12 protein-coding genes and 1 pseudogene are annotated in these 13,756 nt (G+C 64.8%); 9 read left to right on the top strand and 4 right to left on the bottom strand.

All coding sequences use genetic code 11. The features are described from left to right. Positions 1 to 40: 40 nt before the first annotated feature. Complete coding sequence (locus LTH96_RS04795) at positions 41 to 469, top strand: metalloregulator ArsR/SmtB family transcription factor (protein ID WP_241464616.1); 429 nt, start codon at positions 41 to 43, stop codon at positions 467 to 469. After that, entirely contained in the window at positions 466 to 2,112 is a 1,647-nt protein-coding gene (locus LTH96_RS04790) for a SulP family inorganic anion transporter (protein ID WP_241464615.1), read from the top strand. The genes LTH96_RS04795 and LTH96_RS04790 overlap by 4 nt, the downstream gene beginning before the upstream one ends. Positions 2,113 to 2,140: 28 nt before the next feature. Here LTH96_RS04790 and LTH96_RS04785 read toward each other — a convergent pair whose 3' ends face one another. Further along, positions 2,141 to 3,421, bottom strand: a complete 1,281-nt coding sequence (locus LTH96_RS04785; protein WP_241464614.1) for an MFS transporter — start codon at positions 3,419 to 3,421, stop codon at positions 2,141 to 2,143. Positions 3,422 to 3,428: 7 nt separating this feature from the next. Further along, on the bottom strand, positions 3,429 to 3,902 hold the full coding sequence (locus LTH96_RS04780) for an Lrp/AsnC family transcriptional regulator (RefSeq protein WP_241464613.1): 474 nt from the start codon (positions 3,900 to 3,902) through the stop codon (positions 3,429 to 3,431). A 464-nt stretch (positions 3,903 to 4,366) separates the two neighbouring features. On the opposite strand from LTH96_RS04780, the gene LTH96_RS04775 reads away from it, so the two are divergent. From LTH96_RS04775 to LTH96_RS04760, 5 genes are all read left to right on the top strand, one after another. Further along, positions 4,367 to 5,098, top strand: a complete 732-nt coding sequence (locus LTH96_RS04775) for a transglycosylase family protein (RefSeq protein WP_241464612.1) — start codon at positions 4,367 to 4,369, stop codon at positions 5,096 to 5,098. Positions 5,099 to 5,190: 92 nt separating this feature from the next. Further along, complete coding sequence (locus tag LTH96_RS04770) at positions 5,191 to 5,451, top strand: hypothetical protein (RefSeq protein WP_241464611.1); 261 nt, start codon at positions 5,191 to 5,193, stop codon at positions 5,449 to 5,451. A 9-nt stretch (positions 5,452 to 5,460) separates the two neighbouring features. Then, a complete protein-coding gene (locus LTH96_RS13210; RefSeq protein ID WP_370644390.1) occupies positions 5,461 to 5,826 on the top strand; it encodes a glycosyl hydrolase in 366 nt (121 codons plus the stop codon). Continuing rightward, positions 5,708 to 6,388 carry a hypothetical protein gene (locus LTH96_RS04765; protein WP_241464610.1) on the top strand — a complete coding sequence of 227 codons (681 nt, stop codon included), beginning with the start codon at positions 5,708 to 5,710 and terminating at the stop codon, positions 6,386 to 6,388. The genes LTH96_RS13210 and LTH96_RS04765 overlap by 119 nt, the downstream gene beginning before the upstream one ends. A 267-nt stretch (positions 6,389 to 6,655) precedes the next feature. Beyond that, complete coding sequence (locus LTH96_RS04760) at positions 6,656 to 7,867, top strand: PLP-dependent aminotransferase family protein (protein WP_241464609.1); 1,212 nt, start codon at positions 6,656 to 6,658, stop codon at positions 7,865 to 7,867. A 468-nt stretch (positions 7,868 to 8,335) separates the two neighbouring features. Here the strand turns inward: LTH96_RS04760 and LTH96_RS04755 are convergent, their stop codons facing one another. Then, on the bottom strand, positions 8,336 to 8,776 hold the full coding sequence (locus LTH96_RS04755; RefSeq protein ID WP_241464608.1) for an SRPBCC family protein: 441 nt from the start codon (positions 8,774 to 8,776) through the stop codon (positions 8,336 to 8,338). 753 nt (positions 8,777 to 9,529) lie between these two features. On the opposite strand from LTH96_RS04755, the gene LTH96_RS04750 reads away from it, so the two are divergent. Beyond that, positions 9,530 to 11,887, top strand: coding sequence for an FdhF/YdeP family oxidoreductase (locus tag LTH96_RS04750; protein ID WP_241464607.1), 2,358 nt, complete (start codon positions 9,530 to 9,532; stop codon positions 11,885 to 11,887). A 304-nt stretch (positions 11,888 to 12,191) separates the two neighbouring features. On the opposite strand, the gene LTH96_RS04745 is transcribed toward LTH96_RS04750, so the two are convergent. Beyond that, a complete protein-coding gene (locus LTH96_RS04745) occupies positions 12,192 to 13,013 on the bottom strand; it encodes an alpha/beta fold hydrolase (RefSeq protein ID WP_241464606.1) in 822 nt (273 codons plus the stop codon). 443 nt (positions 13,014 to 13,456) lie between these two features. Here LTH96_RS04745 and LTH96_RS04740 point away from each other — a divergent pair. Continuing rightward, positions 13,457 to 13,603 (top strand): annotated as a pseudogene (locus LTH96_RS04740) (integrase core domain-containing protein); the annotation flags it as partial. Between the last annotated feature and the right edge of the window lie 153 nt (positions 13,604 to 13,756).

Here is a 13,756-nt window from a genome sequence, read left to right as displayed (position 1 = left end):
ATAATTCAGTAAACTACCTGGCCGCTGCAAGGAGACGATCGTGGACGATCATGTCAATGGACGGGGCCCGCTGAACAAGGTCAAGGCGAACCTCTTCAAGGGGCTCTCCCATCCCGTGCGCATCCGGGTGCTGGAGCTGCTCTCCGTGCAGGCAGAGGTCTCGGTGACCGAGCTGCTCGCCGAGACCACACTGGAGGCCTCACACCTGTCCCAGCACCTGGCGGTGCTGCGGCGCTACGATCTGGTGGTCTCCCAGCGGCGCGGCCTGCAGATGTTCTACTCGCTGGCACACCCCCAGGTGGCGGAGCTGCTCGCCGTGGCGAAGGAGCTCCTCCAGGAGATTCTTCGCACCACCGAGCGGGACCTGGCCAGCGCGCTGTCCGCGGAACCATCAGCAGCCGCCACAGCGTCACCGGCGACTGTCACAGATTCATCCGCGGCCTCCGCCACCAGCAGCGGAACCCGATGAAGGCCGTGGCGTCCATCAGGGCGCTGTTGCCCAGGCGCGGCGACTACACGGAAGTCCCCCGCACCTGGAAGGGGGATCTCGTCGCCGGGGTCACCGTGGGCATCGTCGCCCTGCCGCTCGCGCTGGCCTTCGGGGTCAGCTCCGGCGCCGGGGCGGCGAGCGGCCTGATCACCGCAGTGGTGGCCGGATTCGTCGCCGCGGTGTTCGGCGGATCCAACGTGCAGGTCTCGGGCCCCACGGGAGCCATGGTGGTCGTCCTGGGCCCGGTGATCGCCTCCCAGGGCGTCGTCGCCCTGGCCGTGGTCACCGTCCTGGCCGGGCTGATGGTGATCGCGGCCGGGGCGCTGAAGCTGGGCCGGGTGGTCTCCTTCCTGCCCTGGCCGGTGATCGAGGGCTTCACCCTCGGCATCGCAGTCATCATCTTCCTGCAACAGGTGCCCGCCGCCTTCGGCGTGCTCGCTGGTCCCAGCGCCAACGCCGCGGTGTCCGCCGCGCAGAGCCTGGCCACCGTGCCCTGGCAGGAGATCGCAGCACCCGTGGGGCTCGTCGTGCTGGTCGCGGTGATCATGATCGGCGCCCCTCGCATCCACCCGCAGATGCCCGGTTCGATCCTGGCGATCATCGCCGCCACCCTCCTGGCCACCATGCTGGACCTGCCCACGGCCCGGATCGGGGCCCTGCCCGACTCCCTCCCCGCTCCGGTGCTGCCAGCCTTTGACGGCGCCACCCTCATGGCGCTGGCCGCCCCGGCAGCCACCATCGCAGCTCTCGCGGCGATCGAGTCGCTGCTCTCGGCTCGGGTGGCGACCTCCATCTCCGACACCGGCCCCTACGACGCCGACCGCGAGCTGGTCGGCCAGGGTCTGGCCTCGGTGGCGTCGGGCTTCTTCGGCGGCATGCCTGCCACCGGGGCGATCGCCCGGACGGCGGTGAACATCCGCTCCGGCGCCCGCACCAGGCTGGCCGCGATCATCCACGCGGCGGTGCTGCTCGGCGTCGTCTATCTCGCCACCGGCCCGGTCTCACAGATCCCGCTGGCCGCCCTGGCCGGGGTGCTGATGGTCACCGCAGTGCGGATGGTCTCCACGGCCACCGTCCGCGCGATCGTGGGCTCCACCCGGGCGGACACCCTGGTCTTTCTCGTCACCGCGGTGATCACCGTGTCGCTGGACCTGATCGAGGCCGTACAGATCGGCGTCGTCATCGCTGCCTTCTTCGCGCTGCGCTCCATGGTCGCCACCAGCGGAGTGCATCGCGAGGTGATTCCTGGGCCGGCGCACTCCGGGGATGCCCATATCGCGGTCTTCCGCCTCGACGGGGCGCTGTTCTTCGGCGCCGCTGAACGCGTCCTGGAGAAGGTCACCGAGATCCAGAACGTCGATGTGGTGATCATCCGGATGTCTCAGCTTCAGGTTCTGGACGCCACCGGAGCCCGTGTGGTGTCCGAGATGATCACGGCGCTGGAGCGGCGTGGCATCACTGTGCTGGTGAAGGGGATCCAGGAGCGACACCTGGCCCTGGTCACTCGGGTCGGGGTCCTCGAGTCCCTGCGGCACCACAAGCACCTGTTCGCCGAGCTGGGGCCCGCGGTTGAACACGCCCGCAGCCACGTGAACCGCAGCCGTGAGACCCGCTCGGACTGAGGTCTGCGCGCCCAAGTCGAGGTCAGCGTCAGAGCACGTCCACCCTGCGCCCGGCGAAGAGTCCCACCACCGCCATCACGACGATGGCGGCCACGATGATCCACAGCACCGGGGACCAGGAGCCGGTGAGCTCGAACAGCGTGCCGGCGAGCAGCGGACCCACGGCGGCGAGCAGATACCCCACGCCCTGGGCCATGCCGGAGAGGCGGCTTGCTTCCCCCGAGGTGCGGGCGCGCATGCTGATCAACGTGAGCCCCGCAAGGAGGTTCCCGCCGGAGGCGAAGCCTACGATCAGCGCCCAGGCCGGCATCGCCTCAGGCAGGAACAGGATCCCGAGCACTCCGACGAGCATGATGCCCGCCAGGGCCACGACGACCGCGCGCTGGTCCTGTGCGCGCTGCATGATCGGGCCCACCACCAGGCTCGCGACGATCCCGATGGCCTGATAGGCCCCCAGCCAGAAGCCGGCGGCCGCCTCGGTGACGCCGTGGGAGGTCTGGATGGCAGGGAACCAGGTCAGCATCAGGTAGAAGATCCCCGACTGCAGGGCGAAGTAGGCGGTGACCTGCCACGCCACCGCGGAGTGCCACATCGTCCCACCCGCAGACCCCGGCGCAGGCGCAGCCCCCAGCGCCGGCACCTCCGGGGCTGATGCCTCTGAGGCCGATACCTCTGAGGCTGCGAGGTCTGCCCCGGCCGGCGTGGGGGCTGACTCGGCGCGGCCGGCACGCGGGTCTTTGAACCGGACCCCCCACAGGGCGGCGGAGACCAGGGCGAAGACTGCCGTGACGCCGAGAGTGAACTCCCACCCCTTGGCCGCCGCCAAGGGCACCGCCGTGCCTGAGGCCACCGCCGCGCAGCCGACCAGCACCGCGGTGTAGAGCCCGGTCATGACCGGGACCCGGGCCGGGAAGTCGCGTTTGACCACCGCAGGAACCAGGACGTTGCCCACCCCGATGGCGGCACTGAGGATCACCGTGCCGGCGAAGAGCGAGAAGGCTCCCAGCGGAAGGGACCGCAGCAGCGTGCCGAGTCCGAGCAGCAGCAGCGAGACGAAGATGGTCCGCTCCAAGCCCCATCGGCGCCCGAGCGCGGCGACGAAGAGTGCGACGACGCCGAAGCCGAGGGCTGGAATGGCGCCGAGGAGCCCCAGTGCGGCCGGACCGAGCCCGGTGTCCTCGCCGATCCGCTCGATGAGCGGACCTACCGCGGTGATCGCGGGACGCAGATTGGCCGCCACGATCAGCACGGTGACGATCATCAGCAGCTGTGGATGACGCCCCGGAGGAGACGCGGGCGCCGCGCTCATGCGCGACTCACTCGTCGAAGGACTTCCCGGTGTCCAGATGCGGGCGCTGACTCTTGATGATCTTCATCGGGAAGGCGGAGTCCGTGCCCTGCACCCCGGGGATGGTCAGCACCTTCTTGGTCAGGAACCGCTCATAGGCATGCAGGTCAGCCACCGCGACGCGGGCGAAGTAATCCGGTGAGCCGAAGAGTCGAAGCAGCTCGAGGACCTCCTCGTAACCAGCCATCGTGTCCTCGAAGCGTTCGACGGTCTCCCGGTCTCCCCATTTGAGCTCGATGTCCAGACCCACCTCGAAGGACTGTCCCAGCGATGCGGGGTTGATGTCTGCGGTGTACCCGAGGATGACGCCTTCAGCCTCGAGCCGCTGGACTCGGCGCAGACAAGGTCCCGCGGTGAGTCCGACCTTCTGGGCCAACGCCGCGTTAGAGATTCGTCCATCTTCACGCAGCGCGGAAATAATTGCGCGATCCACACCGTCCATCATCTGATTCTTGCACCAGATCTGACTCGATGCCGGTTCCGGCCTCAAAATTCCCACAATGTGGAAGCGGGGCCCCGGAGCGACATCACGGCGATGCGACGGCGACTCAACCAGAATCTGGTACTCACATGTTATTCACAGGAACATTGATAACGAGAGGGTAACGCTGTGTCAACGCCGTGATTCCGGGGTTTTTGGGTGCGCGACGGCGCTGAAACCCCGGTTGACGCAATCAAACCGAGACCTTTTACTGGTTAACGGACATCTTCTGTGATGCCGCTGTAACGACTGGGCCTCCGTTCCCAGGCCCCGCACACAGCATCCAGAAGCACCGGAACCGGCTACCCACCACCGTCCATGCCGGTTCGGGTGAAATTTGACCGCCACACAAAATGAAGGCGGACGGTGACACGAGGACGGCCCGGGAGGGTCACGAGTGCAGGGACTTCGGGATTCAAACTCTCATGCAGACCAAGCAGACTTTCAAGAAGGTTCTCGGCGGCGGACTCGCTGCTGCCACGCTCGCCGGCGCAGCCGTCGTCGCCCAGGCTCCTGCCGCAAGCGCCTCCGGCCAGTGGGACCAGCTCGCAGAGTGCGAGTCCAATGGCAACTGGTCGATCAACACCGGCAACGGCTACTACGGTGGCCTGCAGTTCTCGCAGCAGTCCTGGCAGGCAGTGGGCGGCTCCGGTCTCCCCAGCGATGCCAGCAAGTCTGAGCAGATCAACCGCGCCCACGCTCTCTGGGAGATCCAGGGCTGGGGCGCATGGCCTTCCTGCACCTCACAGCTCGGCCTTTCCGGCACCCCGAGCAGCGGCGGCGGCTCCTCCGCTCCTGCCGTTGCGTCGGCCCCTCAGCAGTCCGCTCCTGAGCAGGAGGCCCCCGCGCCGGCTCCCGAGCCAGCACCGGCACCTGAGCCAGCACCCGCTCCCGAGCCAGCACCCGCTCCCGCTCCCGAGCCAGCACCTGTCGAGCAGGCACCCGTGGAGCAGGCTCCAGTGGAGCAGGCACCACAGCAGGCCGAGGTCCAGGTCTCCGGTGAGACCTACACCGTGCAGGCCGGCGATTCGCTGTCCAGCATCGCCAATGCTCTGGGTCTCGACTGGAACGACATCTGGAACGCCAACACCGATACCGTCCAGGATCCCAACCTGATCTTCGTCGGCGATCAGCTGAAGCTGCCCGCCGCGGGCTGATTCAACTTGTGCCGCCAGGCACACCACTAGGGGGGCGTCAGCGTTTAGCTGACGCCCCCCTAGCTGTCTGTCCACCCGAGCGCAGGAGACCCGTGCGTCCACGTCTGCGATCCGACCGCCTGTCTCCCCTGCTGGCCACTGCCACCGCCTGCCCGCTGACGCTTGGATGCTCGGTCCCTGCCGGGGCGGAGACCGACGCAGAGGGTTCCCCGGTCGCCCATCAGCGTCTCGCCGGTCCGACTCAGGCCCTTCCCATGGACCGTCTCACCATCGGACTCAACCCAGACTGGGGCGTGGAGGCGCTGGAGCAGTTCGCGACCACCACCGGGGTCTCCCCCGGTGCAGCCGTGTGATTCATCGACATGCCGTTCTCCTCCACCGACGCACGGAATGTGCTCGGCGCCGCGGAACAGGTGGCCGGCATGGGCGGGGTGCTCATGCTCACCCTGGAACCGCACAAAGGACTCGGCGCCGTCACCGAGGAGTCAATTGCCGAGCTGACGGATCTCCTGGGGGAAGTCAACGCCTCCGAAGTCCCGGTCCTGCTGCGCTTCGCCCACGAGATGAACGGCTCCTGGTATCCCTGGGGCATGGCAGCCCCAGGCCTATGTGCAGGCCTTCCGGCAGGTCGCCGCCGCCGTGCGCGAGGAGACCACGGCCACCGAGATGATCTGGGCCCCGAACTACGGCGGCGGATATCCCTTCGTCGGCGGTCAGTACGCCCCTGATCCCGGAACGGAAGCGTTCGAGCTGCTGGACACCGACGCCGATGGCGAGCTCACGCAGATGGATGACCCTTACGCCCCCTTCTATCCCGGTGACGACGTCGTGGACTGGGTCGGGATGTCGCTCCACCACTGGGGAGATTCGTATCCATGGGGAAGCAACGACCTGCCCGAGCCCGCGAAGTTCGCCGAGCAGCTGCGCGGGACCTACTCCGGACTCGCCGGCGACGAAAGCATGCTTCCAGACTTCTATGAGCTCTATGCGGCGAACCGCGACAAGCCGCTGGCCATCCCGGAGACCGCGGCGTTCGTCACCGCGGACGCGGACCCCGAGCTGTCCCTGCAGATCAAGCGGCGATGGTGGCAGCAGATCTTCAACGAAGATCTTCGCTCGGAGTTCCCGCAGCTGCGCCTGATCAACTGGTTCAACTGGTTCAAGGACGAACCCGAGGTCGCCCGCATTGTTCGCTGGTCGGTGAGCACCGACCAGGAGATCGCCAACGCCTTCCGCGGCGATCTCCCCGAGTGGGTCGCCCAGGCCGAGGGCGTCAACCGAACCGGGTGAGTCAGGAAGCGGCGGCGGCATGGTCGATTTCATTCGAGTGAACAGCGGGTCTGCTCCGTAGAATCAGCGATCAGGATCTTGCCTATCCCGCAACCTCGTGAGTCAGGCCCCACGGGAACCTGGCGCAGTACGCCCCGTGCCGAGGATGACGCCTCGGACAAGGAGCCAAAGGCAGCCGCCGAACGCCGCATGACTGCAGCGCTTCAACGGGACAAGACACTTCCTCTCTTTGATTTCAACCTTCGGCTCTGCTTTCGAAAGGACACCATGGAACACCACTTCGCGCAGCGGATCGGAAGAGTCCGACCCTCGGCCATCCGCCAGTTGCTGCAGCTGGGCGATGACCCTTCGATCACGTCATTCGGGGGCGGCTACCCGGACCCCACCCTCTTCCCCCTCGACCAGCTTCGCAGCGTCTACGAACATGTTCTCCGCGAGCAGGGGCGCACCGCTCTGCAATACACGGCCACCGCCGGAATCCCCGAACTGCGCGAGAGGATCGCAGATCGAATGGGCCGCGACGGCGTGGACTGCAGCGCCGAAGACGTCTTGGTGCTCCAGGGCGCTCAACAGGGTCTCGACCTGGTGGCCAAGCTGCTGATCAATTCCGGCGACGTGATCATCACAGAGAACCCCACATTCCTGGGCGCCCTCGTCGCCTTCGCCCCCTACGAGCCGGACTACGCCCCGGTGACCATGGACAAGGACGGCATGGATGCGGATTCGCTCGAATGGGTGTTGGCGAACACCCCGCGGGCGAAATTCATCTACGTGATCCCGGACTTCCAGAATCCCACCGGAGTCACACTCAGCCTGGAGCGACGCCACCGTCTGCTCGAGTTGGCCAACCAGCACGACATCATCGTCCTGGAAGACACCCCCTACCGCGAGCTCCGGTTCGAAGGCGAGCAGCTCCCGACCCTGAAATCCCTTGACACCGAGGGTCGAGTCATCCACCTGGGCAGCTTCTCCAAGACACTCGCCCCGGGCGTGCGCATGGGTTATGCCGTGGCCAGCCCTACAATCCTGACGAAGCTCGAGCTGCTCAAACTGGCCGCCGACACCCAATCGTCCACCCTGAACATGACGGCTACGGCCCGGTTCTTGACCGAGTTCGACCTGGACGCCCACCTCGAGGCCGTCCGTCCGGTCTATCGCGCCAAGCGCGACGCGATGCTCAGCACCATGGCTGAAACCTTCCCCGCCGACGTGGAATACACCCGGCCCCAAGGCGGTCTGTTCACCTGGGTCACCTTCCCAGAAGACTTCGACTCAGCACGGTTCATGGCCGAATACTCGCTGCCTCAGGCCAGGGTCGCCTACGTCCCAGGCGGGACGTTCTTCCCCATGACCCAGGCCGCGCACTACGCCCGGTTCAGCTACGCCAGCGTGCAGCAGGAGGAGATGGTCGCCGGCGTCCGTCGCCTCGGTCATCTGCTGACCGGGTCCGGAGATGCTCGCCGCTGCCCCTCACCCTGACGCCTTGACGCCTTGACGCCTTGACGCCTTGACAAGGGGACCACGTCAGTCCAACGCGACCGCGGCCCGCTCCTGCACCAGATCGGGGTTCTCGACGCGCTGGCCACCTGACCCACACCGCAGCGACTGAAGACCGCTGGAGCAACAGCAAGCCCTGAGCCGCCAGCGGGCCGGGTCCTGGCCCCGATCGAGGTCCACGCCCTTTACGAGGTCCTGACCTCGATGCCCTTCAATCGGAGTCAGGACCGCCGGCAGAATTCTCACCGAAGTCGTGGACTAGGACTTCAGAACCGCGGACCTCCTGGTTTCCTCCGCAGGAATCGCGCCGACCGTGCGCAGCAGTCCCCCACCCGGCGGTTGAGGACCTTCCGCGGCGATCCCTCGCGCCCCTTCGGGCATTCATTTCGGATTCCGGGAGATCAGAAGCCTCGGCAATAAGCCCGACCCATGCTGATCCAGGCACAGCCATCATGTCTCTTCGAGAATAGCTTTCAGGTTGGCGAGGTTGCTGTTCATATCGCGTTGGTACATGTGCGCCACCAGAGGATCGGCCAATTTACCGAAGAAGCCACCCATCGCCTCTGTGGACCCGTCGTAGCGAACCTCCGTGGAGTCGCCGACCTGCAGAAGCGAGAAGGATATATGGAACGGGAAAGGTGCTTTGACGCTGCGGAAGACGAATGTTTCCGGTCGCTTGATCTCCACGACTTCCGTCTCCCACTGCAGCTTCTTACCCGCAACCTTGACGGTTCCTCTAGAGCGATCACCCACCGTGGGTTCACCACTCCAGTCCGCATCGAACTCCTGCAGTCCTGACTGCCAAATCACCTGAGTCTCAGAGTTCACGATATACGTGAACACCTCCTCACGCGGTAGGTCAATGGTCACTTTTGAATGGAACTCAGGCATACGATCCTCCTAGACACGACTGGGGCAACCTGACGAGAGTCACTGCACCGGCATCCAAGTCTGCAATCTGAATCCATCGTGACCCGCTGATCTCCCTCACGCAAGGGTGGACGAGCCGCACGAGAGCGCCCAGCACCGACGTGGTGAACCTCGAGATCCACGGCACCCAGATGAGGACGAGACGCTGAACGCCATGACGCGGTCGCGCACCCGAACGATCTGGGTGCTCATGCAGGAAGGCCCGCGAACCGTGACACTGCCCCGGGCAGTGCACGTGAAGTGTTGATCCGTTGTGGTGTCCGGATCACCTCTAGGACAGCCGAGGCGCAGGCGGCGGCGGAGGGGACACCCGCCGGCGGTCAACCCGCTACCATCTGGTGAAGCACAGGTCTCGATGCAGTGTTCCTGAACTACGGGCCGAAGCCACCAGTGCCACCGCGACTCACGTAGGTCGACGCCTGCGAGGGATCACGCGATGCGTCGGGAGCATCTCATTGCCGGCGACTGGGTTTGAAGGAGACTCTGGTCCGACCCGGGCGGAGGAGGTGATCACATCCCCTCGGTGCGGGCGGAGTATCTTGACTGGAGGTTCTACATGAATCAGACAGTGCGCTTCTTCAGGGCGGGATCTATTCCAGGCACGAAGTTCGGCCTAGAAGGGGACGGCACCCAGGGACCCTGACGTGGCTCTTGAGTCACAATGGCACGAGCAGGACCACTGAATATCGAGACGCAGCCTAGAAGGGATGCCCGATGACTCGCTCCAACCCGTCCGTCGAGGAAGCCGACGAGAACGATCTCGAAGTCGACAAGCCCAAGGATTGGGCTGCCGGAATGCAAGGCGTGTATCACTCCATGCAGCCGGCGCTGAAGCACATGGGCATCGAGCGGAGTGCACGTACGTTGCTCGCGATGAACCAGAAACAGGGATTCGACTGTATGAGCTGCGCGTGGCCGGACCCTTCCGGTCACCGGAGCAAGTTCGAGTACTGCGAAAACGGGGCCAAGGCGGTCACATGGGAAGCCACACCGGTCACGGTGGCGTCTGACTTCTGGGCCGAACACCCGATCAGCGATCTGCGTGGACGCTCCGAGTACTGGCTCGGGATGCAGGGCAGACTCACAGAACCCGTCTACAAGGCTGCGGGTGACGAACACTACCGACCCGTTGACTGGGACACGGCAATCAAAATCGTGTCGGAGAAGCTCAAGAGCCTCTCTTCCTCCGATGAAGCGGCGTTCTATACCAGCGGCCGTGCTTCGAACGAGGCAGCGTTCATCTACCAGCTGTTCATCCGCGGGTTCGGAACCAACAACCTGCCCGACTGCTCGAACATGTGCCACGAATCATCCGGCGTGGCGATGGGCGAGACGATCGGGGTCGGCAAAGCGACGGTCGCCTACGACGACTTCCTCAACTGCGATCTGATGATCGTGATAGGCCAGAACCCTGGCACCAACCATCCGCGCATGCTGAGCGCAATGGAGAAGCAGAAGGAGAATGGCGGCCAGATTGTCGCGGTCAATCCCTTGCCCGAGGCTGGACTGCGCCGGTTCAAGAACCCGCAGAAGCCGAAGGGCGTTGTTGGCCGTGGAACGGAACTCGCCGATCAGTTCCTGAAAATCCGTGCGGGCGGAGACATGGCGCTGCTTCAGGCAGTATCCAAGCGTGTGCTTGAAGCGGAGGACAGAAGCCCTGGCAGCGTGCTCGACCATGAATTCATCGATCAACACTGTGAGGGGCTGGTCGAGCTGCGCGAGCACCTGTCTCACTTGGATGAGCAGACAGTGTTGGAGGCGACGGGGCTGCGTTCGGACGAGATTGACGAACTCGCCGACCGTTATATCAACGCTGAATCGGTCATCATCACCTGGGCGATGGGTGTCACGCAGCAGAAGAATGGTGTAGGGACGATCAAGGAAATCATCAATCTACTCCTCCTGCGTGGAAACTTTGGCCGACCGGGAGCGGGTGCGTCACCGATTCGCGGGCACTCCAATGTGCAGGGGGACCGAACGATGGGAATCTGGGAGCAGATGCCGGCGTCGTTCCTGGATGCGCTCGGCAAAGAGTTCTCGTTCGAACCTCCGCGTGAGCACGGTGTCGACGCGGTCGCGGCTGTGCGGGGAATGCGCGACGGCGGCATCAAGTTCTTCCTCGCCCTGGGAGGAAACTTCGTGGCCGCGATGTCTGACACCGCAGCAACCGAGGCGGCGATGCAGAAGCTCGAGATGAACGTGCAGATCTCCACGAAACTGAATCGATCCCACACCGTGGTCGGCCAGGAAGCGCTCATACTGCCGACTTTGGGCCGCACCGAGATCGACATGCAGGCGTCTGGTCCGCAGTTCGTTTCGGTCGAGGACACCGTCAGCGCTGTCCATTCCTCCGAAGGCAGGGTCCGGCCGGTAGCGCCGAACCTGCTTTCCGAGATCGCCATCGTCAGCCGACTTGCACGAGCGACCCTGGACAGCCGCGTCGCAGCTGATTGGAAAGGCTTTGAGGCTGACTACGATCTCATCCGTCACCACATCTCGCGTGTTGTGCCCGACTGCGGGAACTACAACCGTCGCATTCGGGAGAAGGATGGATTCCTGCTGGCGAACGGGCCACGCGATTCCCGTACCTTCGACACCCCCAGCGGCAAAGCCATGATGACTGTGAATGAGCTGGACCCGATGGATTGCCCGCCTGATCGACTGATTCTGCAGACCATGCGCTCACACGACCAGTTCAACACCACCATCTACGGCTACAACGACCGGTATCGCGGTATCAAGAAGGGCCGACACGTCATCCTTGTCAATCCACAGGATCTCGCGCAGCTTGGCTTCAGTGATGGTGACCTGGTGGACGTGCACGGCGAGTACATAGACGGCAAAGACCGTGTGCTGCGGAAGTTCCGTGCGGTGTCGTACCCTACGGCCCGGGGCTCTGCCGCTGTGTATTATCCCGAGGGCAACGTTCTGGTGCCGCTCGATGACACCGTCCAGGGCAGCAATACTCCGGTATCGAAGGGTGTGATCATCCGGTTGGAGCGTGCGGCGGACGGTCCCGCCGGCGGCAGCAGTGAGGAGAACAAACAAGAGGACATGCCTGAGACCGTCTGATCTCTGATCAGCCACCGATCACAGCGCGGACCCTTTGCTCGGACTCAGGACTGCGATTACGTCCCCATGTGCACGCTGACCCAGAAGAATCGATGGCAACGAGCGAGTGGTGTGGCTTGCGGTCGTCGTCTTCTACAGACTGAACAACGTCGACCTCCAGACACCGGACGACGCCTACGACCTGGTCGTCGCCGTCGCCAGCGGTCACACCGACCAACAGGTTGCTGCTCGCTCCCTGACCCAACGGCACCAACCAAGCACGAGGCTCGCGGCAGTTCCCCGTGTTCTCGATGCCCGATGCGCTTCAGCAACGACGGGTCGGGGTCGTGTGGCGGTTGAGAAAGTCCGCGAGCACGCCAGCGATCTGGCGGGCGTGCGTCAAGGCCAGCGAGTGATCGGCCCCGGTGAGCAGGACGTCCTCGGCGTGGGGGAACCACGTGAGGATCAGCTCCCGCACTTCAGCGAACCAAGGTCCGCTTTCGAGACCGCCGACGTGCAGCACCGGGCAGGCGATGTGCCGGGCGTCCTCGGCGTCGAAGCGCCAGGACAACAACGCCGGCAAGTCAGTGTCGAAGAACGTCGTGGCGTCGCGGTGCATCTGGGCGACCGCCCCGGGAAGGCGTTGCTCGACCTCCGTTCGCCAGTCCGGCCCGATCAGCGTGGTCATGAAGTCACCAAGCGCCGCATCAGGCCCACGCACCCGTCTGACCTCCTGGAGTCGGGCGTTCGCCGACCGGAACGAACCCGCGCTGGGCACGTGCACCGGAGGGGGTTCGATCAGGGTCAGGGTGTGGACGTGCTCCGTGGCGTCGTAGGCAAGCTGCAGCGCGACGGCGCCGCTGTAGGAGTAGCCGACGATGTGGACCTGTCCCAGCTGCAGCGCGTCGATGAGGTTCCGGCAGTCCGCGGCATCACGGACCATTGACCCCGGTCCTTTCACCGGGTGGCTGCCCGCGTAACCGCGCCGGTGGTAGACGATGATTCGATACGCCCCAAGGCCACTGAGGTGCTCGGCCAGTGGCACCAGTTCGTCACTGGTCAGCGCTGTCTGCACCAGCACGACCGGATCCCCTGACCCCACGTCGCTGACTTCCAGCTCGATACCGTTGACCTCGAGGAGGCTCATACCCGCAGTCTAGTCCGGCCACCTCCCCCGCACGGGGTTGGACCTGCGCGAGATGCGGCAGGAGCGTGCGTCAGACGGCGAGCCTCGGCACGGGTTCTCGCCAGCCGGGACCGTGTCAGTCTTTGCTGCTTAGCGTGCGGTTTCGGCGGCGCGGGGCGCTGCGATGGCTGAGTATCCACTCCCATACGCAGCCTCAAACCACGAGTCCCAGAACGAGGGCGGTGGACTCAAACATGAGACCGCCCACGGCAGCCATCATTCCGCGGTGCATCCAGATGACGCGCCGAAGGCTTTGCGCGTAGTTCTCATGGTGGGAAAGAGTTGCGCGTCGCACATGTGGTCACCGCCAGCGTCATCGCCGTGGTCGAACCACGCGTCGATCCTCTCGCGCCCAGGTCCTGCTGGAAGCATCTCGGTGACAGTCGGAGTCGAGATCGGTCAGTTACGCCCGCTGTTACGCCAGTGAGACACAGCACCGTGACGCTTTGGCGGGATGGCTTCACGAATATAATCATCGCCGGCCTCACACCGCTTGCAGGAACAAGGCTCCCATCACCAGATTGGTTAACCTGTCAGATCAGTACAACTAGACATGCGCGTCTGAGTCGTGTCATACCTGGAAGGGCCAGCGAAGGAGCGCAGCATGAAGTCCCGCTTAGCCCAATGACAGACCTCACGGTGTACATGAGCAGGGAACCTGGTCGGACCAGGACCATCCAGGTCACTTTTCCCGCCGCCGAGGG

It is taken from the genome of Nesterenkonia sp. LB17 (genome assembly GCF_022565915.1).
In the GTDB taxonomy this organism is placed as follows: Bacteria; Actinomycetota; Actinomycetes; order Actinomycetales; family Micrococcaceae; genus Nesterenkonia.
Note: the sequence above shows the minus strand (reverse complement) of the source record. Positions and strands in the feature narration are given on the sequence as shown.